This window comes from Streptomyces sp. NBC_01454 (assembly GCF_036227565.1).
In the GTDB taxonomy this organism is placed as follows: domain Bacteria; phylum Actinomycetota; class Actinomycetes; order Streptomycetales; family Streptomycetaceae; genus Streptomyces.
The window spans coordinates 6,762,317-6,787,513 of sequence record NZ_CP109460.1; the positions used below are offsets into that span (position 1 = coordinate 6,762,317).

Annotated in this window: 23 protein-coding genes; 19 read left to right on the top strand and 4 right to left on the bottom strand. The window is 72.9% G+C overall.

Annotated features, from left to right (window positions below; genetic code table 11):
- Positions 1 to 65: 65 nt before the first annotated feature.
- Complete coding sequence (locus OIU81_RS29860) at positions 66 to 797, bottom strand: FadR/GntR family transcriptional regulator (protein WP_329152767.1); 732 nt, start codon at positions 795 to 797, stop codon at positions 66 to 68.
- A gap of 73 nt (positions 798 to 870) precedes the next feature.
- Here OIU81_RS29860 and OIU81_RS29865 point away from each other — a divergent pair, with 73 nt between their 5' ends.
- From OIU81_RS29865 to OIU81_RS29880, 4 genes are all read left to right on the top strand, one after another.
- Positions 871 to 2,238, top strand: a complete 1,368-nt coding sequence (locus OIU81_RS29865; protein ID WP_329152769.1) for a glutamine synthetase family protein — start codon at positions 871 to 873, stop codon at positions 2,236 to 2,238.
- 11 nt (positions 2,239 to 2,249) lie between these two features.
- Entirely contained in the window at positions 2,250 to 3,623 is a 1,374-nt protein-coding gene (locus OIU81_RS29870) for an aldehyde dehydrogenase family protein (protein WP_329152771.1), read from the top strand.
- Positions 3,624 to 3,708: 85 nt separating this feature from the next.
- The gene (locus OIU81_RS29875) at positions 3,709 to 4,494 is read left to right on the top strand and encodes a 3-oxoacyl-ACP reductase (protein WP_329152772.1); all 786 of its coding nucleotides are present in this window, start codon (positions 3,709 to 3,711) and stop codon (positions 4,492 to 4,494) included.
- Between the two features lie 112 nt (positions 4,495 to 4,606).
- Complete coding sequence (locus OIU81_RS29880) at positions 4,607 to 5,875, top strand: haloacid dehalogenase-like hydrolase (RefSeq protein WP_329152775.1); 1,269 nt, start codon at positions 4,607 to 4,609, stop codon at positions 5,873 to 5,875.
- A gap of 31 nt (positions 5,876 to 5,906) precedes the next feature.
- On the opposite strand, the gene OIU81_RS29885 is transcribed toward OIU81_RS29880, so the two are convergent.
- Positions 5,907 to 7,205 carry an amino acid deaminase/aldolase gene (locus OIU81_RS29885; protein ID WP_329152778.1) on the bottom strand — a complete coding sequence of 433 codons (1,299 nt, stop codon included), beginning with the start codon at positions 7,203 to 7,205 and terminating at the stop codon, positions 5,907 to 5,909.
- Positions 7,206 to 7,406: 201 nt separating this feature from the next.
- Here OIU81_RS29885 and OIU81_RS29890 point away from each other — a divergent pair, with 201 nt between their 5' ends.
- The 4 genes from OIU81_RS29890 (at position 7,407) to OIU81_RS29905 (ending at position 11,565) form a co-directional block, all read left to right on the top strand.
- Positions 7,407 to 8,699 (top strand): hypothetical protein, encoded by a 1,293-nt coding sequence (locus OIU81_RS29890; protein ID WP_329152780.1) that lies wholly within the window; start codon positions 7,407 to 7,409, stop codon positions 8,697 to 8,699.
- Positions 8,696 to 9,865, top strand: coding sequence for a type VII secretion-associated serine protease mycosin (gene mycP / locus OIU81_RS29895; protein WP_329152782.1), 1,170 nt, complete (start codon positions 8,696 to 8,698; stop codon positions 9,863 to 9,865). Before OIU81_RS29890 ends, mycP begins: the two co-directional genes overlap by 4 nt.
- Before the next feature lie 77 nt (positions 9,866 to 9,942).
- A complete protein-coding gene (locus OIU81_RS29900) occupies positions 9,943 to 10,677 on the top strand; it encodes an SseB family protein (RefSeq protein WP_329152784.1) in 735 nt (244 codons plus the stop codon).
- 117 nt (positions 10,678 to 10,794) lie between these two features.
- Complete coding sequence (locus tag OIU81_RS29905) at positions 10,795 to 11,565, top strand: MIP family channel protein (protein ID WP_329152786.1); 771 nt, start codon at positions 10,795 to 10,797, stop codon at positions 11,563 to 11,565.
- An 83-nt stretch (positions 11,566 to 11,648) separates the two neighbouring features.
- Here the strand turns inward: OIU81_RS29905 and OIU81_RS29910 are convergent, their stop codons facing one another.
- Complete coding sequence (locus tag OIU81_RS29910) at positions 11,649 to 12,029, bottom strand: DUF1844 domain-containing protein (RefSeq protein WP_329152788.1); 381 nt, start codon at positions 12,027 to 12,029, stop codon at positions 11,649 to 11,651.
- Positions 12,030 to 12,361: 332 nt separating this feature from the next.
- Between OIU81_RS29910 and infC the strand changes: the two genes are divergently transcribed.
- The 8 genes from infC (at position 12,362) to OIU81_RS29950 (ending at position 21,554) form a co-directional block, all read left to right on the top strand.
- Positions 12,362 to 13,072: a translation initiation factor IF-3 gene (gene infC / locus OIU81_RS29915; protein WP_093482313.1), complete on the top strand. Its 711-nt coding sequence runs from the start codon at positions 12,362 to 12,364 to the stop codon at positions 13,070 to 13,072.
- Between the two features lie 123 nt (positions 13,073 to 13,195).
- Positions 13,196 to 13,390 carry a 50S ribosomal protein L35 gene (gene rpmI / locus OIU81_RS29920; RefSeq protein ID WP_006607578.1) on the top strand — a complete coding sequence of 65 codons (195 nt, stop codon included), beginning with the start codon at positions 13,196 to 13,198 and terminating at the stop codon, positions 13,388 to 13,390.
- 104 nt (positions 13,391 to 13,494) lie between these two features.
- The gene (rplT, locus tag OIU81_RS29925) at positions 13,495 to 13,878 is read left to right on the top strand and encodes a 50S ribosomal protein L20 (RefSeq protein WP_329152794.1); all 384 of its coding nucleotides are present in this window, start codon (positions 13,495 to 13,497) and stop codon (positions 13,876 to 13,878) included.
- 132 nt (positions 13,879 to 14,010) lie between these two features.
- Positions 14,011 to 14,865 carry a TrmH family RNA methyltransferase gene (locus OIU81_RS29930; protein WP_329152795.1) on the top strand — a complete coding sequence of 285 codons (855 nt, stop codon included), beginning with the start codon at positions 14,011 to 14,013 and terminating at the stop codon, positions 14,863 to 14,865.
- An 83-nt stretch (positions 14,866 to 14,948) separates the two neighbouring features.
- On the top strand, positions 14,949 to 16,109 hold the full coding sequence (locus OIU81_RS29935) for a sensor histidine kinase (RefSeq protein ID WP_329152797.1): 1,161 nt from the start codon (positions 14,949 to 14,951) through the stop codon (positions 16,107 to 16,109).
- Between the two features lie 217 nt (positions 16,110 to 16,326).
- Positions 16,327 to 17,451 (top strand): phenylalanine--tRNA ligase subunit alpha, encoded by a 1,125-nt coding sequence (pheS, locus tag OIU81_RS29940; protein WP_329152799.1) that lies wholly within the window; start codon positions 16,327 to 16,329, stop codon positions 17,449 to 17,451.
- The gene (gene pheT / locus OIU81_RS29945) at positions 17,451 to 19,976 is read left to right on the top strand and encodes a phenylalanine--tRNA ligase subunit beta (protein WP_329152801.1); all 2,526 of its coding nucleotides are present in this window, start codon (positions 17,451 to 17,453) and stop codon (positions 19,974 to 19,976) included. Before pheS ends, pheT begins: the two co-directional genes overlap by 1 nt.
- 360 nt (positions 19,977 to 20,336) lie before the next feature.
- A complete protein-coding gene (locus OIU81_RS29950) occupies positions 20,337 to 21,554 on the top strand; it encodes a PP2C family protein-serine/threonine phosphatase (RefSeq protein ID WP_329152803.1) in 1,218 nt (405 codons plus the stop codon).
- On the opposite strand, the gene OIU81_RS29955 is transcribed toward OIU81_RS29950, so the two are convergent.
- Positions 21,529 to 22,467, bottom strand: a complete 939-nt coding sequence (locus OIU81_RS29955) for an oxidoreductase (RefSeq protein ID WP_329152805.1) — start codon at positions 22,465 to 22,467, stop codon at positions 21,529 to 21,531. The two genes, OIU81_RS29950 and OIU81_RS29955, sit on opposite strands and share 26 nt — an antisense overlap.
- Before the next feature lie 81 nt (positions 22,468 to 22,548).
- Between OIU81_RS29955 and OIU81_RS29960 the strand changes: the two genes are divergently transcribed.
- The 3 genes from OIU81_RS29960 to OIU81_RS29970 all read left to right on the top strand — a co-directional run bounded on the left by OIU81_RS29960 (position 22,549) and on the right by OIU81_RS29970 (position 25,196).
- Positions 22,549 to 23,142, top strand: coding sequence for a TetR/AcrR family transcriptional regulator (locus tag OIU81_RS29960; protein ID WP_329152806.1), 594 nt, complete (start codon positions 22,549 to 22,551; stop codon positions 23,140 to 23,142).
- Between the two features lie 125 nt (positions 23,143 to 23,267).
- Entirely contained in the window at positions 23,268 to 24,605 is a 1,338-nt protein-coding gene (locus OIU81_RS29965) for a transcriptional regulator (protein ID WP_329152808.1), read from the top strand.
- Between the two features lie 60 nt (positions 24,606 to 24,665).
- Positions 24,666 to 25,196, top strand: coding sequence for an NUDIX domain-containing protein (locus OIU81_RS29970; RefSeq protein ID WP_329152810.1), 531 nt, complete (start codon positions 24,666 to 24,668; stop codon positions 25,194 to 25,196).
- Position 25,197 lies beyond the last annotated feature (1 nt).

Genomic DNA, 25,197 nt, shown 5'->3' on the forward strand with positions numbered 1-25,197 from the left:
GCGGCTGAGCGCAAGACCTGTGCGTAAAAGAATGGTGAACGCGCGCTCACGGCGCGGGGCGGGGCTCAGGGCGCGGGGGCCGTCAGGAAGCCGCGTAGCAGCGCCGCGGTCCCGCAGCAGTGCTCGCGCATCACCTCGCGCGCACCGTCCGCGTCGCCCTCCAGCACCGCCTCGACCAGCGCGCCGTGCTGGGCCTGGGAGTGCTCCAGATTGCGCACCAGCAGCGGGATGCAGTCCAGCAGGTCGTTCACGCGCGCCCGCACCGCCGCGTACTGCGCCGCCAGCGACGAGGAGCCGGACAGCTCGGCGAGCGTCAGGTGCAGCAGGGTGTCGCGGCGGCGGTAGTCGGCCAGCGGGGCCTCCTGGGTCGCCGCGAGCGCCCCCCGCAGCCGGCCCTGCTGCACGTCGGACAGCCCGTGGGCGGCGCACAGCCCGGCCGCGCCCACCTCCAGCACCTCCCGGAAACGCAGGGTGTCCTCGACGTCGATCTTCCCGATCCGGCGCCGCAGCTCGGCCTCGCCGGGATTCTTGGCCCGCACCCGGACGAAGGTGCCGCCGTAGCGCCCGCGCCGGCTCTCCACCAGGCCCTCGTCCTGGAGCACCTTGAGCACCTCGCGCAGGGTGACCCGGCTGATCTGCAGTCGCTCCGCCAGTTCCCGTTCCGCGGGCAGCCGTTCGCCCTGGGGCACCAGACCGAGCCGGACGATCTGGAGTATCTGCTCCAGGGCCTCCTCGAAACCATTGCCCGCCCGCACCGGCCGCAGCACGGGTGCCAGCCGGTCATCCGTACCGTCCATCGCCACCCCTTCCCAATCAATGGTTCGTGTGCCTACCTTATGACCTCCGGATGCAGTGACAGGAGGCAATACCGTGGCAGAACGCACGCCCCCACTCTCCGTCGAGGAACTCAGGGTCCTCGTCGACGCCGGGGAGATCGACACTGTCGTCCTCGCCTTCACCGATATGCAAGGCAGGCTTCAGGGCAAGCGGTTCGCGGCCCGATATTTCCTCGACACCGTCCTCGACCACGGCACGGAGGGCTGCAACTACCTCCTCGCCGTCGACGTCGACCTCAACACCGTCGAGGGCTACGCGATGTCCTCGTGGGAACGCGGCTACGGAGACTTCGCCATGCACGGCGATGTCGCCACCCTGCGCCGCATCCCCTGGAACGCCGGCACCGCCCTGATCACCGCCGACCTCGCCTGGCACGACCGCTCCCCGGTCGTCGCCTCGCCCCGGCAGATCCTGCGGCGCCAGCTCGACCGTCTCGCCGAGCGGGGCTGGAGCGCGTACGCCGGCACCGAGCTGGAGTTCATGCTCTTCAAGGACTCCTACGAGGACGCCTGGTCCCGCGGCTACCGCGAGATGAACCCCGCCAACCAGTGGAACGGCGACTACTCCGTCCTCGGCACCGGCCGCGTCGAGCCCGTCCTGCGCCGGATCCGCAACGAGATGGGCGCGGCCGGGATGACCGTCGAGTCCGCCAAGGGCGAGTGCAACCTCGGCCAGCACGAGATCGTGTTCGTCTACGACGAGGCGCTCACCACCTGCGACCAGCACAGCATCTACAAGACCGGCGCCAAGGAGATCGCCGCCCAGGAGGGCATGTCGCTCACCTTCATGGCGAAGTACGACGAGCGCGAGGGCAACTCCTGTCATATCCACCTCTCGCTGCAGGACGAGGACGGCCGGCCGGTGCTGGCCGACGACAACGGCCCGTACGGCATGTCGAAGACCATGCAGCACTTCCTGGCGGGCCAGGTCGCCGCGATGCGTGACTTCACGCTCTTCTACGCGCCCAACATCAACTCCTACAAGCGCTTCCGCCCCGGCTCCTTCGCGCCCACCGCCGTCGCCTGGGGCCCCGACAACCGCACCTGCGCCCTGCGGGTGGTCGGCCACGGCCGCGCCCACCGCCTGGAGAACCGGCTGCCCGGTGGCGATGTGAACCCCTACCTCGCGGTCGCCGGCATGGTCGCGGCGGGCCTGTACGGCATCGAGCACGAGCTGGAGCTCCCCGAGGCGACCACCGGCAACGCCTACAACGGCGACGCCGCGCACGTCCCCACCACCCTCCGCGAGGCCGCCGAGCTGTGGGAGCACAGCCCGATCGCCCGGGAGGCCTTCGGCGACGAGGTCGTCGACCACTACCGCCACATGGCCCGCGTCGAGCAGGACGCCTACGACGCGGCCGTCACGGACTGGGAGCGCTTCCGCTCCTTCGAGCGCATGTAAGGAACCCGCACGTGTCCCATGGTCTGCACGAGCTGACGATTCTCAACCCGGCGACCGAGGAGGTGGTGGCCACCGTGCCCACCACCTCCCCCGACGAGGTCGACGCCGCGGTCCGGCGGGCAGCCAGAGCCCAGCAGGCCTGGGCCGCGGTGGCACCCGGCGACCGGGCCCGGCTGCTGCGGCGCTTCGCCGACGTCGTCGACGCCCATATCGAGCCGCTCGCCGCACTCGAACTGAAAGAAGCCGGCCACCCCCTGGACAACGCCCGGTGGGAGGCGGGCAACGTCCGCGATCTGCTGCACTACGCGGCCGGGGGAGTGGAGCGCCTGAACGGCACCCAGATCCCGGTCGCCGGCGGCCTGAACCTCACCGTCCAGGAGCCGCTCGGCGTGGTCGCCGTCATCGCGCCCTGGAACTTCCCGATGCCGATCGCCGCCTGGGGCACCGCCCCCGCGCTCGCGGCCGGCAACGCGGTCCTCCTCAAGCCCGCCGAGACCACCCCGCTCACCGCGCTCCAGCTCGCCGAACTCGCCCTGGAGGCCGGCCTGCCCGAGGGCCTCTTCCAGGTCCTGACCGGCGAGGGGCCGGTCACCGGCACCGCGCTGGTCGAGCACCCGGGCGTCGCCAAGGTCGTCTTCACCGGCTCCACCGCCACCGGCCGGCAGATCGCCGCCCGCTGCGCGGCGCAGACCAAGCGGCTCACCCTGGAACTCGGCGGCAAGAGCCCCAACATCGTCTTCGCCGACGCGGATGTCGAGGCCGCCGCGGCCGCCGCCCCCGGCTCCTTCCTCGACAACACCGGCCAGGACTGCTGCGCCCGCAGCCGCATCCTCGTCCAGCGCGGCGTCTACGACCGGTTCATGGAGCTGCTGGAGCCCGCCGTCAAGGCGTTCACCGTCGGCGACCCGGCGGATCCGGCCACCCAGATGGGCCCGCTGATCTCCGCCGCCCAGCGCGCGCGGGTACGGTCCTACGTCCCCGAGGACGCCCCGGCCGCCATCCGCGGCGAGGCGCCCGCCGGCAAGGGCTTCTGGTACCCGGCCACCGTCCTGGAGGGGCGCCCCGAGGACCGTACGGCCGTCGAGGAGATCTTCGGCCCGGTCGCCGTGGTCCTGCCCTTCGACGACGAGGCCGACGCGGTCCGGATCGCCAACGCCAGCGACTACGGCCTGTCCGGCTCGCTGTGGACCCGTGACGTGAGCCGCGCCCTGCGGGTCTCGCGCGCGGTGGCGGCCGGCAACCTCTCCGTCAACTCCCACAGCAGCGTGCGCTATTGGACCCCCTTCGGTGGGTTCAAGCAGTCCGGCCTCGGCCGTGAACTCGGCCCGGACGCGCTGACCGCCTTCACCGAGACCAAGAACATCTTCTTCAGCACCGAGGGCTGACACCCCGGGGGCCCGCCCCCGGACCTCAGCCGGCCGGGTGCGAGCCCGGCAGTGTCCCCCGCCACCCCAGAGAAAGGCCCCCGAAGTGACCGACCAGACCGCAGTGTGCCGCCGCCTCGTCGGCCGTACCGCCGTGATCACCGGAGCCGGCAGCGGCATCGGCCTGGCCACCGCCCGCCGACTGGCCTCCGAAGGCGCCCACATCGTCTGCGCCGACATCGACGAGGTGGCGGGCAAGGCCGCCGCCGAGGAGGTCGGCGGCACCTTCGTCCGGGTCGATGTGACCGACTCCGACCAGGTCGAGGCGCTCTACAAGACCGCCTTCGACACCTACGGCTCGGTGGACATCGCCTTCAACAACGCCGGGATCTCCCCGCCGGACGACGACTCGATCCTCACCACCGGCCTGGACGCCTGGAAGCGCGTGCAGGAGGTCAACCTCACCTCGGTCTACCTCTGCTGCAAGCACGCCCTGCCCTACATGCAGCGGCAGGGCAGGGGATCCATCATCAACACCGCGTCCTTCGTGGCCGTCATGGGCGCCGCCACCTCCCAGATCAGCTACACGGCCTCCAAGGGCGGTGTGCTGTCCATGTCCCGTGAACTGGGCGTGCAGTTCGCCCGCGAGGGCATCCGGGTCAACGCCCTGTGCCCGGGACCGGTGAACACCCCGCTGCTCAAGGAGCTGTTCGCCAAGGACCCCGAGCGCGCCGCGCGCCGTCTGGTGCACGTCCCGGTGGGCCGGTTCGCCGAGCCCGAGGAGATCGCCTCCGCGGTCGCCTTCCTCGCCAGCGACGACTCCTCGTTCGTCAACGCCGCCGAATTCCTGGTCGACGGAGGGATCGCGGGCGCGTACGTCACCCCGGTGTAACCGCCCGCTGTTCACCTCTGCGCCATCGCCATGGTGGCCGGACGTCGCACGACGCCCGGCCACCATGCGCTAGCGTCCGCCTTCGGATCTTCGTTCGACAGGAGTGCGTTCCATGCTCAACAAGCGTCGCTGGCTCGCAGCGGGTACCGCCCTCGCGGTCGTGGGAGGCGGCGTCGCGGCCGCCCAGACGGCCATGGCGGGCCCGGCACCACGTCAATGCCCCACCCTTCATGTCTCCAAGGGCTGGTACGGCGACAACCGTGCCAAGCTGCAGAAGATGATCGACGAGCGCGGCAGCTGCTCCGGAGCCGGGGGCGCGCGGCCGGTCGCGACCTTCGACTGGGACAACACCGTCGTCAAGAACGACATCTCCGACGCCACGCTGGCCTGGATGCTGCGGCACGACAAGGTGCTGCGCCCCGCCAGCTGGAAGGCCACCAACAAGTGGCTGACCGAGGACGCGGCCCGCGCGCTCACCAAGGCCTGCGGCACCTCCGTGCCGGCCGGCCGGCCGCTGCCGACCTCGACCGACACCGGCTGCACCGACGAGATCCTCGACATCTACCAGGATGAGAAGACCTCCACCGGCAAGACCGCGTTCGCCGGCGAGTGGAACCACCGCCGCACGGTGCCCTCGTACGTCTGGATCACCCAGCTGTTCGCCGGCCACAGCCCCGCGCGGCTGACCCAGTTCGCCCGCGCCGCGCGTGCCCAGAACCTCGCCGCGCCGATCGGCACCGAGCAGAAGGTCGGCACGCACACGATGGAGGGGTACGTCCGCTACTACGACCAGCAGCGCGACCTCATCCGCACCCTGAAGAAGGCCGACTTCGACGTCTACATCGTCTCCGCCTCGGCCGAGCCGCTGGTCCGCGCCTGGGCGCCCGGCGTGGGCATCGACCGCGCGCACACCATCGGCATCCGCAACCTCGTCCGCGACGGCCGCCTCACCACCGGCGTCCAGGGCTGCGGCGACGTCAAGGACACCCACGGCGAGGTCCTGACGTACATGGACGGCAAGCGCTGCTGGATCAACCAGGAGATCTACCACGTCAAGGGCGCCAAGGCCTGGCAGCAGCAGGACCCGGCGCACCGCCCGGCCTTCGCGGCGGGCGACGCCGAGACCGATGTGACGTTCGTCGGCGACGCCACCTCCGGGCACCTGGCCATCAACCGCAACAAGGCCGAGCTGATGTGCCGGGCGTACGACAACAGCGACCACCGCTGGCTGGTCAACCCGATGTTCATCGCGCCGAAGAAGCGTCAGGCCGACCCGTACCCGTGCGCGACCACGGGCTACACCCGGCCGGACGGCACCCTCGCCCCGGTCCACCGCCCCGACGGCTCGGTGATCCCGGACCAGAAGGACACGGTGTACTGAGCACACCCTTCACCGGGGAGGGCCGCGCCGGTCAGAGAAAGGCGTGGCCCTCCCCGCGGTACGTCGGCACCGTGTCCACCACCCGGTCCCCGTCGATCAGGTGCAGCGCGGTGAACCGCTCGCACAGCTCACCGGCCTTCGCATGCCGGAACCACACCTTGTCGCCGATCTCCAGCCCGTCGGCGGCCGGCCCCAGCAGCGGCGTCTGCACCTCGCCGGGGCCCTCCTGCGGGTCGTAGCGCAGCCCGGCCGGCAGATGCGGCACCGGCAGCCGGTCCGCGCCCGCCACCCCCGACGCCGGATAGCCGCCGCCCAGCACCGTCACCACTCCGGGGCCGGGGCGGCGCACCACCGGCTGGGCGAACAGCGCCGCCGGACGCCCGCTGAACGAACGGAAGTTGTCGAACAGCCGCGGGACGTACAGCCCCGAACCGGCAGCGATCTCGGTGACCGCCGCCTCCGCCGCGGTGTGCTGCACACTGCCGGTCCCGCCGCCGTTGACGAACTCCAGCCGCGGCGCCACCGCCCGCACCGCGCGCACCGCCTCCCAGCGCCGCCGCGCCAGCTCCTTGCGTGCCGCCGCCTGCATCACCCGGACCGTCCGCGAGAACACCGGTTTGCCGGCGATGTCGTCGCCCACCCCCGCCAGATGCCCCTCGTACGCCATCAGCCCCACCAGCTCGAACCCGGGGCGGCGCACCACCGCCCGGGCCAGCGCGGCCAGTCGGTCCGGCGTGCGCAGCGGGGAGCGGCGCGCGCCGACCCGGACCGCCCCGCCCAGCAGCCGGAAGGAGGTGTCCAGCTCCAGGCACACCCGCACCCGCGCGCCGCCGCGACCGCCGTCGGGGCGGGCCGCGTCGATCAGATCCAGCTGCGCGGGGTCGTCGGCCATCACCGTGACCGCGGCCGCCAGTTGGGGATCGGCGGTCAGCTCGGCCAGGCCCGCCCGGTCCGCCGTCGGATAGGCCAGCAGGATGTCGCGGAAGCCCGAGCGGGCCAGCCACAGCGACTCGGCCAGCGTGAAACTCATGATCCCCGCGAAGCCCTCCCGCGCCAGCACCCGCTCCAGCAGCGCCCGGCAGCGCACCGACTTGCTGGCCACCCGGATCGGCTTGCCCTTCGAACGGCGCACCAGATCGGCGGCGTTGGCGTCGAAGGCCCGCAGATCGACGACGGCCAGCGGGGCGTCGAGGTGCGCGGTGGCCCGGTCGAAGGGGGTCTCACCTGCGCGCGGGGGTCCCCCCGCGCGAGCGGAGCCGAGAGTGGGGGAGGAGCCGGGAGCCGGGGGAAGGGGCCCGTCGCCATACGCGTCGGCAGTCTGCGGTGACATGGCCGCAGCCTGCCAGAACCTCCTACCACTGGGTAGGGGGAGTGGCCACAGACCGGACAGGGGTTGGAGCACGGACACCGCCAGCCCTTAGAGTGGCTCGACACCGCAACCGGCAGGTCAGCGGCGTGTTGTCCGGATACGAACCACCGTGCCCCGATTCCGGATCGGGTGTGGCGGCCAGCGGCGCAAGGGGGAGCGCGGGTGAGCACCGACGCCGAATTCGCCGATGCGCGGCGCATCCCGCCCATACCCCCGCAGCCGCCCCGGCGGCCCGCTCCGTCCGCACCCCCCATGCCTGCGGGGGACCCGCACACGGCCGTCCTGCGCCGGGTGCCGGCCGAGCCCTCCGCCCCGGGTGCACCCGCCGTCCCGCCCCGCCCCGCCGTGCCACCGCCCGCCCCGACGGGTGCGCAGCCACCCGCCGCCGGCGCCCCGCTGCCGCCTCACCCGGACCGCGCGCCCGGCACGCCGTCCCGCGCCGTCCCGCCGCAATCCACCGCCCGCCCCGACGCCTTCCGCGACACCGCCGCCTTCCACCTGGCCCACAGCCAGGACCTGTGGAGCGGCCCGGGCGCCCCGTCGGGCACCGGCGAACCCGCCCCGGCCACCCCGCGGACGGCGCCCGGCGCACCCGCGCGCCCGCCCCGGCCACCGTGGTCCGCCCCGCTGCCTCCGCAGACCGCCGCCCCCGCGCCGGGCGGGCTCGCGCACCGCCCCGCACCGGGCCGCCCCGGCGCCCGGGCGCTGGCCGCCGCGGCCTGCCTCGTCCTCGGCGTCGGCCTCATCGGCGGCGCGGCGGCGGGCAGTTGGCTCACCGACGAGGCCGCCGGCGCCACCCCCGACGCCGCGGCCGCCTTCGCCAAGGGCCGCGACGTCTGGCACAGCACCCCCGTCGACACCCTCTTCCCGCGTACCGTCAACGGCTTCGGCGCCGGTCCCGGCGGCGCCGACCGGACCTGGAGCCGGATCGCCGTCGCCCCCGACGGCGGCTGCGCCGGCGCCTACGACCCCAGGCTCGCCGACGCGCTCGCCCGCGCGGGCTGCGTCCGCCTGCTGCGCGCCACCTACGTCGACGCCACCCGCAGCAGCGTCATCACCGTCGGGGCGCAGATCACCAAGGCCGACCAGCCCGGGATGATGGCCCTCAACACCCGCTTCAGCACCGGGAATCTGGGCACCCGCACCGACCTGATGCCGCTGCCGTACGCCGCCCGGGACACCCCGGCCCAGGACTTCGGACGTGCCCAGCGGGTCAGCTGGACCGTCCGGGTGCTCACCGACCTCCCGGTCGTGGTCTACGCCGTCTCCGGCTTCGCCGACGGCCGCACCTTCGCCGAGCCGCAGCCCGCCGAGGCCGCCACCCGCCCGGGCGCCACCACCGCCCCGGCCGAATCCGGCCTGGGCCATGACGCCAAGGGCCTGGCGGACCGTATCGGGACGGACTTCCGCAAGGCCGCCGGCAGCCTCCCGCGGACCACGGAGGCCTCGTCATGACGAGGACCGTGCCGCGCGCCGCCGCCGTCGCACTGGCCTGCGCCGCGCTCGCGGTGCTGCCCGCCGTCCCCGCACAGGCCGATGCCCTGCGCGCCCAGGAATGGGCCCTGCAGGCCGTCCACGCCCAGCAGGCCTGGCGCACCACCAAGGGCAAGGGCGTCACCGTCGCCGTCCTGGACACCGGCGTGGACGCCAACCACCCCGACCTCGACGGGCAGGTGCTGCCCGAACAGGACCTGGTCGGCTTCGGCGCCGGGCCCGGAGACACCGCCTGGGCACAGCACGGCACCGGAATGGCCAGCATCATCGCGGGCCACGGCCACGGGGCCGGCCGCCAGGACGGCGTGCTCGGGCTCGCCCCGGAAGCCAAGATCCTGCCGGTCCGGGTGATCCTGGAGGACGACGACCCGCAGCGCGAGCGGTCCCGCACCCAGAAGGCGGGGGCCCTCGCCGACGGCATCCGCTGGGCCGCCGACCACGGCGCCGACGTGATCAACATGTCCCTGGGCGACGACAGCGAGTCCGCACACCCCGAACCCCGCGAGGACGCCGCGATCCAGTACGCCCTCGGCAAGGGCATCCCGGTCGTCGCCTCGGCGGGCAACGGCGGCCAGAAGGGCGACCACGTCTCCTACCCCGCCGCCTACCCGGGCGTCATCGCCGCCACCGCCGTCACCCACGTGGGCGCACGCGCCCGCTTCTCCACCCGCCACTGGTACGCCACGGTCAGCGCCCCCGGCTTCGACATCGTCATGGCCGACACCGGAAGCGGCTATCTCTCGGGCTGGGGCACCAGCCCCGCCGCCGCCTTCGTCTCCGGCGCCATCGCCCTGATCCGCTCCGCCCACCCCGACCTGAGCCCGGCCCAGATCCGCCGGCTGCTCACCGCCACCGCCCAGGACAGCCCCGAGGGCGGCCGGGACGACGCCTACGGCGCCGGCCTGATCGACCCCGCCGCCGCGATCAAGGCCGCGGGAGACGTCAAACCCACCCCGCAGAAGCCGTCCCCCGCCGCCTACGCCGACCGCTACTTCGGCCCCGGTCCCACCGCCGGCGAAGCCGCGGACGGCCCGGTCAACTGGCTCCCCTGGACCGCCGGCGCCGCCGGACTGGCCCTGGTCGCGACCGCCGTCGTCCTCTGGCGCGGCCGCCGGACCCGGCCCTGACGCCGCACCCGCCCGCGCCGACCCCGCACCCCACCGGCCCGCCCCGCCGACCCCGCACCCCCGGCCGATACGCTCACGTGGTGCAGAAGAACATCCCCGACCCCGGATTCGCCGACGACGACGGCAGCGCCGACCCGGCACTGACCGCGGCCCTTGCGGCCTACGAACGGGACCGCGGCACCGAGCCGGAGCTCCTGGCGGCGCTCGCCGGGGCGCGTGTCCTGGTCCCCGTGGTGGCCGTGCTCGGCGAGACGGAGACCGGCCCCGACGGCCTGCGCCGCGAGAAGACCAGCGACATGGCCGTCCCCACCCTCCAGGCCCCGGACGGCCGCCGGGCCCTGCCCGCCTTCACCTCCATGGACACCCTCCAGCGCTGGCGCGCCGACGCCCGCCCCGTCGCGGTCCCGCTCCCGCAGGCACTGCTGGCCGCGTCCCACGAGCAGGCGGACACCGTCGTCGTCGACCTGGCCGGCCCGGTCACCTACCAGCTCACCGGCCCCGCCCTGCGCGCGCTCGCCGAGGGCCGTACCAGCGCCGACCCGCTCGCCGACCCGGCCGTCACCGACGCCCTGCGCGCCCTGCTCGAGGCCGAGCCGGCGGTGCTGCTGGCCTCTCTCGTGCCGTCCGCGGAGACCGACGCCACCCTCGCCCTCGGCCTCGCCCCCGACACGGACCCGGCCGGCGTCGCCCAGCGGCTGGCCCGGGCGGTGGCCGCCGACGAGGTGCTGCGCGCCCGGCTCGTGCGCGGGCTGGATCTGGCCCTGCTGCCGCCCGGCGCCGCCACCGACGAGCAGGCGCTCTTCCGGCGCTGACACCCCACCGCCGGGGCCCGCCGCCCGTCGCCGGGCCCCGGTCCGCCGACGGGCGGGTTCGTCTCCAGGGCCGCACAATGCGGAGGAGAGCTCAAGATCCACGCGAGGAGAGCCCCCATGGAGAAAACGGAGATCTCGACGGTATTGACCCGCCCGGTCGTATCCGAGTTCCTCGGCACGCTGCTCCTGGTGTTCTTCGCCGTCGGCTCGGCGGTGCTGGCGGGCGAATACATCGGCACCTTCGGCATCGCCCTGGCCTTCGGCTTCACCATGCTGGCGCTGGCCTATGCGCTCGGCCCGATCTCGGGCAGCCACCTCAACCCCGCGGTGACCCTGGGCATGCTGCTGGCCCGCCGGATCACGCTGCGCACGGCCGCCGAGTACTGGATCGCCCAGGTCGTCGGCGGCATCGTCGGCGCGGCCCTGCTCTTCCTGGTCGCCAAGCAGGTCCCGGGCCTGCAGACCCACGCGTCCTTCGGTACCAACGGCTGGGGCGACCGCTCGGCGGTGCATCTCAACCTCGGCGGCGCGTTCGTCGCCGAGATGGTGATGACCTTCCTGCTCGTCTATGTGTGGCTGGCGGTCACCCACAAGGTGGCGGTGATCGGCTTCGGCGGCCTGGCGATCGGTCTGACGCTGGCCACCGTCCACCTCATCGGCATCCCGCTCGACGGCACGTCCGTGAACCCGGCGCGCTCCATCGGCCCGGCCCTCGTCGCGGGCGGCGCGGCCATCACCCAGCTGTGGCTGTTCATCGTCGCGCCACTGATCGGCGGCGCCCTCGCGGCGGCCGTCCACCAGGTCACCCACCCGCCGCACGAGCCCTTCCTCATCGCCGACGAGGCGATGCCGCACGGTGCCCCGACGGAGCCCGGCGAGCCGATCTGACGCCCGCCGCCCGCTCTCCGCGCACGGACGGGCCCCGGCCGCATCCCGGCCGGGGCCCGTCGTGTGCGGTGTCGCCGCCCGTTCTAGCCGTGGACGGGGCCGGTGTACTTCTCCCCGGGGCCCTGGCCCGGCTCGTCGGGCACGACCGAGGCCTCGCGGAACGCCAGCTGGAGCGACTTCAGCCCGTCCCGCAGCGGCGCCGCGTGGTACGAGCCGATCTCGGTGGCGCTGGCGGTGACCAGCCCGGCCAGCGCCTGGATGAGCTTGCGCGCCTCGTCCAGGTCCTTGTGCGCCGCGCCCTCCTCGGCGAGCCCGAGATTGACCGCCGCCGAACTCATCAGATGCACCGCGACCGTGGTGATCACCTCGACCGCCGGCACCTCCGCGATGTCTCGGGTCATGGCGTCGAAGTCGGGGCTCGCCGCGTTCGGGGCGTCGGGCTGCTGCGGGGTCTGGTCACTCATGTCTCGGGCTTCTTCCTGCTCAGGGGGACGCCTCCAGCCTATGGCCGAGGTGTTCGGGCCCCGCGTGCGGGAGTGCCCTCGCGCGCGCCGGGCCTGCGGCGACCGCGCAGGAGTGGGTGCCACCCCTTGACTCGTGTATTCTGGTGTTCCGACCGGCCGGACACGCATGTGACCGGCCCACAAGTGGAGGCTCCGATCTCCCACCTGACCGGCCCATGGGGCTGGCGGGTCAACGGTCCGGCTGCGCCCCGCGGAGACTTCGCGACGGTGCTCCAGATCTATGTGGAGCCCCGCCTGTGTCCCGTCCGGGGCATTTTTCATGTACCGCGCGGTTGGTCACACCAAGAAGACGTTACGCGGCAGTCCGCCAGGCCGTCGCGTGGTGCTACCGAGGAGGATCCATCAGCGCCGAGCCCCGCATCAACGACCGGATTCGCGTTCCCGAAGTGCGACTTGTCGGTCCCAGCGGCGAGCAGGTCGGGATTGTTCCGCTTGCCAAGGCCCTTGAGCTTGCTCAGGAGTACGACCTCGACCTGGTCGAGGTGGCGGCGAACGCTCGCCCGCCCGTCTGCAAGCTCATGGACTACGGGAAGTTCAAGTACGAGTCGGCCATGAAGGCCCGTGAGGCGCGCAAGAACCAGGCGCACACGGTCATCAAGGAGATGAAGCTCCGGCCGAAGATCGACCCGCACGACTACGACACCAAAAAGGGTCACGTCGTCCGGTTCCTCAAGCAGGGTGACAAGGTCAAGATCACGATCATGTTCCGTGGTCGCGAGCAGTCCCGCCCCGAGCTGGGCTTCCGGCTGCTGCAGCGGCTCGCGTCCGACGTGGAGGACCTCGGCTTCATCGAGTCGAATCCGAAGCAGGACGGCCGAAACATGATCATGGTCCTCGGTCCGCACAAGAAGAAGACCGAGGCGATGGCCGAGGCCCGCGAGGCGCAGGCCGCCCGCAAGGCGGAGCGCCAGGGCGGAGTCGCCGCGGACCAGTCCGTGGAGGAGCCCGCCGAGGAGCCCACCGAGGAGCACGCCCAGGCGTGATCCCCGAGGCGTGAGCCCCGGCTGCCGCCGGGGCGCCTCGCCCCGGACACCAATCGATACATGACGCTCCCGCCTGCCCGGTCCGTGCCGGTGGGGGCGCCACTGACGAGGAGAGAACGGCGCATGCCGAAGAACAAGACGCACAGCGGTGCCAGCAAGCGCTTCAAGATCACCGGCTCCGGCAAGGTGCTGCGTGAGCGCGCCGGCAAGCGCCACCTGCTCGAGCACAAGTCGTCCCGCGTGACGCGTCGCCTCACCGGCAACGCCGAGATGGCCCCGGGCGACGCCGCGAAGATCAAGAAGCTTCTCGGCAAGTGAGTCGCCGCGCCCCACTGACTGGAGGGGGCGCGCGACTCGGACCGGGACTCAATCGAACCGGGCCGTGTGAAGACAACCACGGCCCCGCTACAAGGAGTTAACAAGTGGCACGCGTCAAGCGGGCAGTCAACGCCCACAAGAAGCGCCGGGCGATCCTCGAGCAGGCCAGCGGCTACCGTGGCCAGCGCTCCCGCCTGTACCGCAAGGCGAAGGAGCAGGTCACCCACTCCCTCGTCTACAACTACAACGACCGCAAGAAGCGCAAGGGCGACTTCCGTCAGCTGTGGATCCAGCGCATCAACGCCGCTGCCCGCGCCAACGGCATGACCTACAACCGCTTCATCCAGGGTCTGAAGGCCGCCAACGTCGAGGTGGACCGCAAGATCCTGGCCGACCTCGCGGTGACGGACGCCAACGCGTTCGCCGCGCTCATCGAGGTCGCCCAGAAGGCGCTTCCGAGCGACGTCAACGCCCCGAAGGCTGCCTGAACTTCAGCCTGACGACGTGGTGAGCGGACCCGCAGGCCCCGGCCTGCGGGTCCGCCGCTTTTCCGGAACCGGCGCACTCGTCCCGCGCCGCGGTTCCCACCCGCACCGAACAACAGAAGCGAGCCGCCGCCCATGGGCACCCCCGAGCTGATCTCCCCGCGTTCCCCGCGTGTCACCGCCGCCCGGCGGCTGGCCCGCCGCGCCTTCCGCGGCAAGGAGTGCCGGTTCATCGCCGAGGGGCCGCAGGCCGTACGGGAGGCCATCGCGCACCGCAGGGACGGGGTCCCCACCCTGATCGAGCTGTTCGCCACCGTCGAGGCCGCCGAGCGGCATGCCGAGATCGTCGAGGCGGCCCACGCGGCCGGGGTGCGGGTGCACTTCGCCGACGACCGGACCGTCGCCGACATCTCGCAGACCGTCACCCCCCAGGGCCTGCTCGGCGTCTGCCGCTTCCTCGACTCGCCGTTCGAGGAGATCCTCGCGGCCCGCCCGCAGCTGATCGCGGTGCTCGCCAACGTCCGGGACCCCGGCAACGCCGGCACCGTGCTGCGCTGCGCGGACGCCGCCGGCGCGGACGCGGTGGTGCTCACCGACGCCTCCGTGGACCTGTACAACCCCAAGTCGGTGCGGGCGTCGGTCGGTTCGCTCTTCCACCTCCCGGTCGCGGTGGGCGTACCCGTCGAGCGGGTGGTGGACGGACTGCGGGGCGCCGGGGTACGGATCCTCGCCGCCGACGGGGCGGGCGACCGCGACCTGGACGCCGAGCTGGACTCCGGCTCCATGGGCGGGCCCTCCGCCTGGGTCTTCGGCAACGAGGCCTGGGGGCTGCCGGAGCAGACCCGGGCGCTGGCCGACGCCGTCGTACGGGTCCCGATCCACGGCAGGGCCGAGAGCCTCAACCTCGCGACCGCCGCCGCGGTCTGCCTCTACGCCTCCGCCCGCGCGCAGCGCGGCACCGGGGGATGCCGTGCGGTGTCACCCGCCTGAGGGGCGTACCCCGGATCCTCGTGGCACGTGGGGTGTGAGCTAGTAGGCTTGCGTGCCCGGGGGCCCGGAAGGGGGTAACGGGGATGAGTGTGAGGACTTCCGGCACCACAGCCACCGCTGACGGCCGCCCGTCCGGCGGGCCGGCGCGCGCGCCGTCGCCCGCCACGGCCGGCGGCGCGGACGCCCTGGGGGCCGGTCTCGGGCTGGACCCCGATGATCTGCCCGACGGCCTGGTGGTCGCCGACGAGACGGGCCGGGTGGTCTGCTTCAACGCCGCGGCGGCCAGGATCACCGGCATCGCCCCCGCGGCCGCGCTCGGCCACAGCCTCGAACAGGCCCTGCCGCTGCAGGACATCGAAGGCCGCGGCTGGTGGCGGCTCACCGACCCCTATGGCGGGCTGGCCATCCGCCGGGGCCAGCCGGAGCGCAATCTGCTGCTCGGCGGCCGCGAGGTGCTGGTCTCCGCCCGCTATGTCCGCAGTGTGCCGACCGGGCCCGTCGAGCGGTTGGTGATCGCGCTGCGCGGCACCGAGGCGCGGCGGCGCACGGAGCTCAGCCACGCCGAGCTGATCGCCACCGTCGCCCATGAGCTGCGCTCGCCGCTGACCTCCGTCAAGGGGTTCACCGCCACCCTCCTCCAGAAGTGGGAGCGCTTCACCGACGACCAGAAGCGGCTGATGCTGGAGACGGTGGACGCCGACGCCAACCGCGTCACCCGGCTGATCGCCGAGCTGCTGGACATCTCCCGGATCGACTCCGGGCGGCTGGAGGTGCGCCGGCAGCGGGTCGACATGAGCGCCGCGGTCCGCCGGCACGTCCAGGCGCAGACCACCGCCGGCCAGCGCCCCGACCGCTTTTTGATCCGGATGCTGGCACCGCTGCCCGATCTGTGGGCGGACCCGGACAAGGTCGACCAGGTCCTGGGCAACCTGCTGGAAAATGCGGTGCGCCACGGCGAGGGAACCGTCACCATCGAGGTCGGACCGGTATCGGATACGACCAGCACGGAGGGGACGAGCGTCACCGTGAGCGATGAGGGCCCCGGCATCCCCGAGGAGTCGATGAGCCGCGTCTTCACCCGTTTCTGGCGGGGCAGCAAGCGCGGCGGCACGGGCCTGGGCCTTTACATCGTCAAGGGCATCGTCGAGGCCCACGGCGGCACGATCACGGTCGGCCGGGCCCCCGCCGGCGGCGCACAGTTCCGATTCAGCCTGCCCGTCGCGGCCCCCGCCTTCATGGCGTAGCCAGGAGGGGCCGCGAAGCGTCCTGTGAAGGGTGGGGGTGGGCGCCCCGCAGGGGCGCGGGCCCGTCGCGTGGCCCGTCCCCCTTAGACTTGACCTTTGGCACCTCTGGCGCACAGGCATCGCGGGCACAGCGCGGGCTCGGCATCCGACCTTTGTGATCGAGGAGCCGAGGCGACGCGAGCCAAGCCAAGCCAGTCCACCGGAAGCACGGGAAGAGATGTCCGCACCCAATAAGTCGTACGACCCTGTCGAGGTCGAAGCCCTGAAACCGGAAGAGATCGCCGCCCGGCTGGACGAGGCGCTGGCCGCCATCGCCGCCGCGGGCGACCTGGAGGCGCTGCGTGAGGTGAAGGTCGTGCACACCGGCGACCGCTCGCCGCTCGCCCTCGCCAACCGCGAGATCGGCGCCCTGCCCCCGCACGCCAAGGCGGACGCCGGCAAGCGCGTCGGCCAGGCCCGCGGCCGGGTGAACCAGGCGCTCAAGGCCCGCCAGGAGGAGCTGGAGGCGGAGCGCGACACGCGCGTCCTGGTCGAGGAGGCCGTGGACGTCACGCTGCCCTACGACCGCATCCCGGCCGGCGCCCGGCACCCGCTGACCACGTTCATGGAGCGGGTCGCGGACGTCTTCGTGGCGATGGGCTACGAGGTCGCCGAGGGCCCCGAGGTCGAGGCGGAGTGGTTCAACTTCGACGCCCTGAACTTCGTGCCCGACCACCCGGCGCGCCAGATGCAGGACACCTTCTTCGTCCAGGGTGGGGGCACCGAGGGCGACGAGAGCGGCGTCGTGCTGCGCACCCACACCTCGCCGGTGCAGGCCCGTACGCTCGTCGACCGCGAGCCGCCGGTGTACGTCGTCTGCCCGGGGCGGGTCTACCGCACCGACGAGCTGGACGCCACGCACTCCCCGGTCTTCCACCAGATCGAGCTGCTCGCCGTCGACGAGGGCCTGACCATGGCGGACCTCAAGGGCACCCTCGACCACATGGTCCGGGCGCTGTTCGGTCCGGACATGAAGACCCGGCTGCGGCCGAACTACTTCCCGTTCACCGAGCCGTCCGCCGAGATGGACATGGTCTGCTACGTCTGCCGTGGCGAGTCCGTGGGCAACCCCGACCGCCCCTGCCGCACCTGCTCCAGCGAGGGCTGGATCGAGCTCGGCGGCTGCGGAATGGTCAACCCCAAGGTGCTCATCGCCTGCGGCGTCGACCCCGAGAAGTACAGCGGCTTCGCCTTCGGGTTCGGCATCGACCGGATGCTGATGTTCCGGCACAACGTGGAAGACATGCGTGACATGTTCGAAGGCGACGTCCGGTTCACCCGGCCGTTCGGGATGGAGATCTGATGCGGGTCCCGCTTTCTTGGCTGCGGGAGTACGTCGACCTGCCGGCGACGGAGACCGGCCGTGACGTACAGGCCAAGCTCATTGCCGTCGGCCTGGAGGTCGAGACCGTCGAGCGCCTCGGCGAGGGCCTCAAGGGCCCGCTCGTCGTCGGTCAGGTGCTGACCATCGAGGAGCTGGAGGGCTTCAAGAAGCCGATCCGCTTCTGCACGGTCGACGTCGGCCGGGCCAACGGCACCGGCGAGCCCCAGGAAATCGTCTGCGGTGCGCGCAACTTCGCCGTCGGCGACAAGGTCGTGGTCGTCCTCCCCGGCGCCGTCCTGCCCGGCGACTTCAAGATCGCCGCCCGCAAGACGTACGGCAAGACCTCGCACGGCATGATCTGCTCCGGCGACGAGCTGGGCATGGGCGATGACGGTACGCACGGCATCATCGTGCTGCCGCCCGAGTACGAGGTCGGCACCGACGCCATCGAGCTGCTGGAACTCGTCGACGAGGTGCTGGACATCGCCGTCACCCCGGACCGCGGCTACTGCCTGTCGATGCGCGGCGTCGCCCGCGAGACCGCCACCGCCTACGGTCTGCCGCTGCGCGACCCGGCGCTGCTCGACGTCCCGCCGCCGAACGCCGGCGGCTACCCCGTCCAGGTCTCCGACCCGATGGGCTGCGACCGCTTCACCGCCCGGACGGTCGCCGGCCTGGAGCCCGAGGCGCGCACCCCGCTGTGGATGCAGCGCCGGCTGCAGAAGGCCGGGATGCGCCCGGTCTCGCTGGCCGTCGACATCACCAACTACGTGATGCTGGAGCTCGGCCAGCCGCTGCACGCCTACGACCGGACCACGGTGGCCGGCCCGATCGGCGTCCGGCGGGCGACCCCGGGCGAGCAGCTGACCACCCTCGACGGCACCAAGCGGGTGCTGGACGCGGCGGATCTGGTCATCACCGACAACCGCGGACCCATCGGGCTCGCCGGCGTGATGGGCGGCGCGAACACCGAGATCGCCGGCGCGGTCGCCGACCCCGGCACCGGCCGGATGCGCGGCACCACCGATGTCGTGATCGAGGCCGCGCACTTCGACGCGCTCTCCATCGCCCGTACGGCCCGCCGGCACAAGCTGTCCTCGGAGGCCGCCAAGCGCTTCGAGCGCGGCGTCGACCCGGAGGCCGCGTCCGCCGCGGCCCAGCGCGCCGTCGATCTGCTGGTGCTGCTCGCGGGCGGCACCGCGGAGGAAGGCGTCACGGAGATCGTCACGCCCCGCGGGCCGCGCACGATCACCGTCTCCGCCGACCACCCCGACAAGGTCGCCGGTGTCGCCTACGGCCGGGAGACCGTCGTCCGCCGCCTCCAGCAGGTCGGCTGCGATGTCTACGGCCAGGACGAGCTGGTCGTGACCGTGCCCTCCTGGCGTCCGGACCTCGGCGACCCCAACGACCTGGCCGAAGAGGTCATCCGGCTGGAGGGCTACGAGAACCTGCCCTCCACCCTCCCGAAGCCGCCGGCCGGCCGCGGGCTGACCGAGCGTCAGCGGCTGCACCGCCGGGTCGGCCGGGCACTGGCCGGCGCGGGCTATGTCGAGGCGCTGAACTACCCGTTCACCGGCTCGCACGTGCTCGACCAGCTCGGCATCGAGCAGGACGACCCGCGGCGCGCGGCGGTCACCCTCGTCAACCCGCTCTCCGACGAGGAGCCCGACCTCCGCACCACGCTCATCCCGGGCCTGCTGCACGCGCTGCGCCGCAACCACGGCCGCGGCTCGCACGATCTGGCGCTCTTCGAGACCGGGCCGGTCTTTCGGGCGACCGGGGACGAGAAGCCGGCCACCCGGCTGGTCGTCGACCGCCGGCCGACCGATGACGAGATCGCCTCGCTGGACGTGTCGCTGCCGCAGCAGCCGCGGCGCGCCGCCGTGGTGCTCGCCGGGGGCCGGGAGCAGGCCGGCTGGTGGGGCGGCGCACGCCCCGCGATCTGGGCGGACGCCATCGAGGCGGGCCGTACGGTCGCGCGGGAGGCCGGAGTCGAGCTGATCATCCGTCAGGACCAGCACGCCCCGTTCCACCCGGGCCGCTGTGCGGCGCTGCTCGCCCTCGTCGACGGCGAGGAGATCCTCGTCGGCAACGCCGGTGAGCTGCACCCGCGGGTCATCAAGACGCTGGCCCTGCCGGAGCGCACCTGCGCGATGGAGATCGACCTGGACCGTCTGGAGCAGGCCGGCACCGGAGCACTGCGCGCCCCGAAGATCTCGGCCTTCCCGGTCGCGACCCAGGATGTCGCGCTGGTGGTCGAGGGCACCGTCCCCGCGGCGGAGGTCGAGAGCGCGCTGCGCGACGGTGCGGGTGAACTGCTGGAGTCGCTGCGGCTGTTCGACGTCTTCACCGGCGAGCAGCTCGGCGCGGGCAAGAAGTCGCTGGCGTATGCGCTGCGCTTCCGCGCCGCGGACCGGACGCTGACCGCGGAGGAGGCCTCGGCGGCCCGTGACGCGGCGGTCGCGGTGGCCGTGGAGCGGACCGGGGCGGTGCTGCGCGGCTGAGCGTGGGCGCTGCCCGCGACCGCCGCAACGGCGTGCTGAAGGCCGGGGGCGCAGACGGTATGACCGTCTGCGCCCCCGGCCTTTGTGCTGTGTGACGGGTGGGTCCCGTGAGAGGGGCGGGGCGGGCCGGGGGTGCGGGAGACGCGCGTGGGGCGGTGGCGGCAGGGCACGCCGTCCCGGGGAGACCATCAGATCCGTACACCATCACTCCATCGGGTGAACATGCACACATCGTCGCCAAAGGAACACGGAACGTCGCCAGAATCGGTCGGGTCCGGGCGGCCCGCGTGACCGCGGCGGCGGGCCGCACCGACCCGCTCAACGCCTGCCAGGGGACCACCGGCTAGGGGGACCATCGGCATGATCCGAACCTGGGCGCGGAGCGGCGTACGCGCCGGGGCGGCACACGCCCGGCGCGCCTTCGTCTTCGTCCTGCCCGGCCTCTGGGTGCTCGGCGTGGTGGCCTGGGAGCTGTGCCGCCCGACCGGCGGGCAGCTGCTGCCGCTCCTCGCCGCCGCGCCGGCCATCGCCTGCGCGGGCACCGGCCGCCGCAAGTGCGTCCTGCTCGGCGGGGTGTGCGCACTGCTCGCGCTGGTGCCGTTCGGACCGGTGGCGCCCGGGTCCGGGCCGGCCACCCGCGTGACGACCTGCGGTGCGATCCTCGCGGTGATCGGTGCCAGCTATCTGACCGCCGGCCGGCGACTGCGGCTGTTACGGGAGCTGGCGCGGGCCCGGGAGGTCGCCGTCGCCGCTCAGCGGGTGGTGCTGCGGCCGCTGCCGCGGCGGATCGACGGGGTGCTGCTGGCGGCCGACCACCTCTCCGCGAGCGAGGGGGCCGACGTCGGCGGGGATCTGTACGAGGTCGTGGGGACCCGGCACGGCCTGCGCGCGGTGATCGGGGATGTGCGCGGACACGGGCTGGAGGCGATCAGCACCGTTGCCGCGATGCTCGGCAGCTTCCGCGAAGGGGCGCATGACGAGCCCGAACTCGGCGATGTGCTGCGGCGGCTGGAGCGGTCGCACCAGCGGCATCTGCGGGAGCGGGCGGGGGACGGGCAGCAGGCGGACGGCGGGGAGCCGGCGGGGCAGCTCGCGGAGGAGTTCGTGACCCTGCTGCTGGTGGAGGTGGCGCAGGACGGCTCGGTCACGGCGCTGAACTGCGGGCATCCGTGGCCGTACCGCGTCGCCTGCCAGGCGGTCGCCCCGCTCGCGCGGGCCGAGCCGATGCCGCCGCTGGGGCTGTTTCCGCTGCCCGAGGAGCTGTGCGCGGTGCGGGGCGGACGGCTGCGGCCCGGCGAGGGGCTGTTTCTGCACACCGACGGGGCGGCCGATGCGCGGGATGCGGCGGGGGAGTTCTTTCCGCTGGCGCAGGCGCTGCGCAGCGGTGTCGAGGCGGCCGCGGCGCCGTGCGGACCCTCGCCGGCGGGGGTCGTCGGGGAGGTGCGGGCGGCGCTGCTGCGGCATGCGGGCGGGCGCCTCACCGACGACGTGGCACTGGTGATGCTGAGCAACGACCGGGTGCGGGTGCCGGCCGGGGCGGCCGGCACCACGGCTACGGGCGGGCGGATTTCGCCGTGACCTCCCAGCCGTCCAGCGACGGGAAGGTGACGCCGGTCAGCTCCTCGGACGCCTGCCACAGCCGGCCGGCGGTCCCGGTGTCGCTGGCCGCGGCCGTCCTGCCGACCATCGTCGGTGCGCCGCGCATCTCGCCGAGCCCGTCGGGGCCGAGGTAGGAGGCGCCGGGCAGGTCCTGGGTGGCGGCGTAGAGCGTGGGGAGCGCACCGGCCCGGTTGTCCTGCGCGACCACGCGGTTGCCCACCCGCATCACCACCCGCCGCACCACGCTGGCGTCGGCGCTCTGGAGGTTGGTGGCGGCCCAGCCCGGGTGGGCGGCGAGGGCGCGCACCGGCGATCCCGCGGCGGCGAGGCGCCGTTGCAGCTCCAGGGTGAACAGCAGATTGGCCAGCTTGGACTGGCTGTAGGCGGTGATGGGGCGGTAGGCGTCGGTGAGGTTCAGGTTGTCGAAGTGGATGCGGTTGCCGGGCAGCCGGTGGGCGCCGGACGACACGGTCACCACGCGGTCGGTGACGTGCGGCAGCAGCAGGTTGGTCAGGGCGAAGTGGCCGAGGTGGTTGGTGCCGAACTGCATCTCGAAGCCGTCCTTGGTGCGGGACTCCGGGATGTTCATGACACCGGCGTTGTTGATCAGCAGATCGAGCGGACCCTGCCAGCCGGCGGCGAACGCGCGCACGGAGGCCAGGTCGGCCAGGTCGAGACGGCGGACCTCGACGCTGCCGCGGGCGCCCCGCACGGTGTCGGCCGCGGTCTCGCCGCGCCCGGTGTCCCGTACGGCGAGCACCACATGGGCGCCGGCCCGGGCGAGGGCGTCGACGGTGGCGAGGCCGAGTCCGCTGTTGGCGCCGGTCACCACGGCGGTGCGGCCGCTCTGGTCGGGGAGGTCGGTTGCGTTCCATTTCGGGGTGTGAGCCATGGCTTCAATGTAGGCAACGCCAACAATGATGTCAATGCCAACAATGTAGCCAGTGAATACATGGGGGATAGGATGGCCGTCATGCACACTCGTCGTTACCACCACGGAGACCTGCGCGCCGCGCTGCTCACCCGCGCCGAGCAGACGCTCCGCGAGAAGGGGCCCGGTGCACTGTCCCTGCGGGAACTCGCCCGCGACCTCGGCGTCAGCCATGCCGCGCCGAGCCGGCACTTCAAGGACAAGCAGGCGCTGCTCGACGCGCTGGCGCTGGCCGGTTTCGAGCGGCTGGAGACGGCCCTGACCGGATCCCGGGAGGCGGCGGGCGAGGCGTTCGCCGACCGGCTCGCCGCACTGGTGCGCGCGTATGTGGACTTCGCCGTCGACAACGCCGAGCTGCTCGACCTCATGTACACCGTCAAGCACGACCCGGCGGCGTCCGAGGCGCTGATCACGGCCGCGCATCAACTGGGCGCCATGGCCGAGGAGATGGTGGCGGAGGGTCAGCGCGGCGGTGAGGTGCGTCAGGGGCCCGTCGACAGCATCGCGATGCCGGTGTTCACCACCCTGCACGGCTACGCCAGCTTCGCGGTGAGCAGCGTGCTCTCCCCCGAGGAGGTCCGCTCCGGCCTCGACGCGGTGATCGCCTACATGTTGCGGGGCTGCGCCCCGAGTTGAGGTGGCCGGCCCCCTTCACACCCCGTGTGAGGGGCGCTTCACTACGCTCATCTGACGGAGTGGTGAAGTCGACAAGGCCATGAGCTGATGGTCCGTGGGCGGGCCCGGCTCACCGGGAGGCCGGTATGGAGCCCAATACCCTGCTCGACGCGGTTCTCGACGAGGCCGGCATCTCGCACGCGGGGCTGGCCGCACGGATCAACCAGCTCGGCCGCCGTCGCGGACTGGCGCTGCGGTACGAACACACCGCGGTGGCCCGGTGGCTGAAGGGCCAGCGGCCGCGCGGGCAGGTACCGGACCTGATCTGCGAGATCCTCGGCGAACGGCTGCACCGGCCGGTCGGGCTGGACGACATCGGGCTGAGCGGACCGGGCGCCCGGAGCAGCGCGGACACCCCGCTCTCCGGATTCGTCGAGCGGGCCACCGCGCTGTGGCGCTCCGACGAGCAGCAGCGGCCGCACATCCTCGACGCGCCCGCGCTGACCGGTACCTCGGCGGTCATCCCCGTATGGGAGTGGGAGAACCCGCCCGAGGACTCCGATGTGTCCCGCGACGGGCTGACGCGCGTCGGCATGGCCGACATCGAGATGCTGCGCGCCGCCCGGACGCACTACGAGACGATGTACCGGAAGGCGGGTGGTATCGCTACCAGAGCACGCATCGTGGGATTCCTCAACGCCGAGGCGGCGCCGCTGCTGCGGGGCAGCTACAGCGATGCGACGGGGCGTCAGCTCCACCGGGCGACCGGTGGACTGGTCGCGGTCGCCGGCATCTGCGCGTACGACTCGGACGCTCTCGGGCTGGCCCAGCGCTACTTCCATCAGGCGCTGCGGCTGGCCAAGGCCAGCGGGGACCGCGGCCTCGGCGCGTATGTCATCGCGCTGCTGGTCAATCAGTCCCTCTTCGTACGGGAATACCGCCAGGCGGTCGCCTTCGCGGAGGCGGCGCTGCGGGCCGCGGGCCCGCAGATCACCCCGGCGCTCGCCGCGGACCTCTACGCGATGCAGGCCAAGTCCTACGCCCGGCTCGGCGACGGCGCCAGCGCGCTGTCGTGCATCCGGCGTGCGGAGGCGGCCGCGGAGCGCATCCGGCCCGGGCAGGAGCCGGCCGAGACGGGCTATGTCCAGCCCGGCCTGGTGAACGTACAAGTGGCGGAGGCGCTGCTGAGCCTCGGCGACCTGCGGGCCGCCCGGGAACAGGCGGACGCCGCCGTCGACACCCCCGCACACGACCGCGGCCGGGTCCACCGGCTGGCCATGCTCACCCATATCGAGCTGCGCCAAGGCGACGCGGACCGGGCCGTGGCCGATGCCGCGCAGATGACGGAGCAGGCTCGGGGCATGGAGTCGCACCGGCTGCGGGACCGGCTGCGGGCGGTGCGCGAGCATCTGGCCAGGACCGGGAGCTCCGCGACGGACGCGGCTGCCGATCTCATCGACGAGGTGCTGCGCGTTCCGCTGTAGGGATTGTCTGCCCGGGCTCGTGTCACCTTTGCCGGCACCACAGCGGAAGGTGGCAGTTACGTGCGTTGGAACAATCTCAGCGAAAAGCCCGTCTATGCGAATCCCTGGTTCCGGGTCAATCTGGCCGATGTGGAGCTGCCGGACGGCCGTCACCTGGATCACTATCTGATCCGGATGCGGCCCGTCGCCATCGCCACAGTGGTCAATGAGGCCAACGAGGTGCTGCTGCTGTGGCGGCACCGGTTCATCACCGACACCTGGGGCTGGGAGCTGGCCGCCGGTGTCGTCGAGGACGGCGAGGACCTCGCGGCGGCGGCCGCCCGGGAGATGGAGGAGGAGACCGGGTGGCGCCCGGGACCCCTCCACCATCTCCTCACGGTCGAGCCGTCCAACGGCCTCACCGATGCGCGGCATCACATCTACTGGTCCGACCAGGCTGAGTACACCGGTCCGCCTCTGGACGGTTTCGAGTCCGAGCGGCGGGAGTGGGTGTCGTTGAAGCTGGTGCCCGACATGGTGGCGCGAGGGGAGGTGCCGGCCGCCAACATGGCCGCCGCCCTGCTGATGCTGCATCACATCCGGCTCGGCTGAC

Bases quoted from the DNA above. Each gene is read 5' to 3' on its own strand.
- OIU81_RS29860 (WP_329152767.1), bottom strand. From the start codon at position 797: ATGGACGGTACGGATGACCGGCTGGCACCCGTGCTGCGGCCGGTGCGG.
- OIU81_RS29880 (WP_329152775.1), top strand. From the start codon at position 4,607: ATGCTCAACAAGCGTCGCTGGCTCGCAGCGGGTACCGCCCTCGCGGTC.
- OIU81_RS29885 (WP_329152778.1), bottom strand. From the start codon at position 7,205: ATGTCACCGCAGACTGCCGACGCGTATGGCGACGGGCCCCTTCCCCCG.
- mycP (WP_329152782.1), top strand. From the start codon at position 8,696: ATGACGAGGACCGTGCCGCGCGCCGCCGCCGTCGCACTGGCCTGCGCC.
- OIU81_RS29905 (WP_329152786.1), top strand. From the start codon at position 10,795: ATGGAGAAAACGGAGATCTCGACGGTATTGACCCGCCCGGTCGTATCC.
- OIU81_RS29910 (WP_329152788.1), bottom strand. From the start codon at position 12,029: ATGAGTGACCAGACCCCGCAGCAGCCCGACGCCCCGAACGCGGCGAGC.
- rpmI (WP_006607578.1), top strand. From the start codon at position 13,196: ATGCCGAAGAACAAGACGCACAGCGGTGCCAGCAAGCGCTTCAAGATC.
- OIU81_RS29930 (WP_329152795.1), top strand. From the start codon at position 14,011: ATGGGCACCCCCGAGCTGATCTCCCCGCGTTCCCCGCGTGTCACCGCC.
- OIU81_RS29935 (WP_329152797.1), top strand. From the start codon at position 14,949: ATGAGTGTGAGGACTTCCGGCACCACAGCCACCGCTGACGGCCGCCCG.
- pheS (WP_329152799.1), top strand. From the start codon at position 16,327: ATGTCCGCACCCAATAAGTCGTACGACCCTGTCGAGGTCGAAGCCCTG.
- pheT (WP_329152801.1), top strand. From the start codon at position 17,451: ATGCGGGTCCCGCTTTCTTGGCTGCGGGAGTACGTCGACCTGCCGGCG.
- OIU81_RS29950 (WP_329152803.1), top strand. From the start codon at position 20,337: ATGATCCGAACCTGGGCGCGGAGCGGCGTACGCGCCGGGGCGGCACAC.
- OIU81_RS29955 (WP_329152805.1), bottom strand. From the start codon at position 22,467: ATGGCTCACACCCCGAAATGGAACGCAACCGACCTCCCCGACCAGAGC.
- OIU81_RS29960 (WP_329152806.1), top strand. From the start codon at position 22,549: ATGCACACTCGTCGTTACCACCACGGAGACCTGCGCGCCGCGCTGCTC.
- OIU81_RS29965 (WP_329152808.1), top strand. From the start codon at position 23,268: ATGGAGCCCAATACCCTGCTCGACGCGGTTCTCGACGAGGCCGGCATC.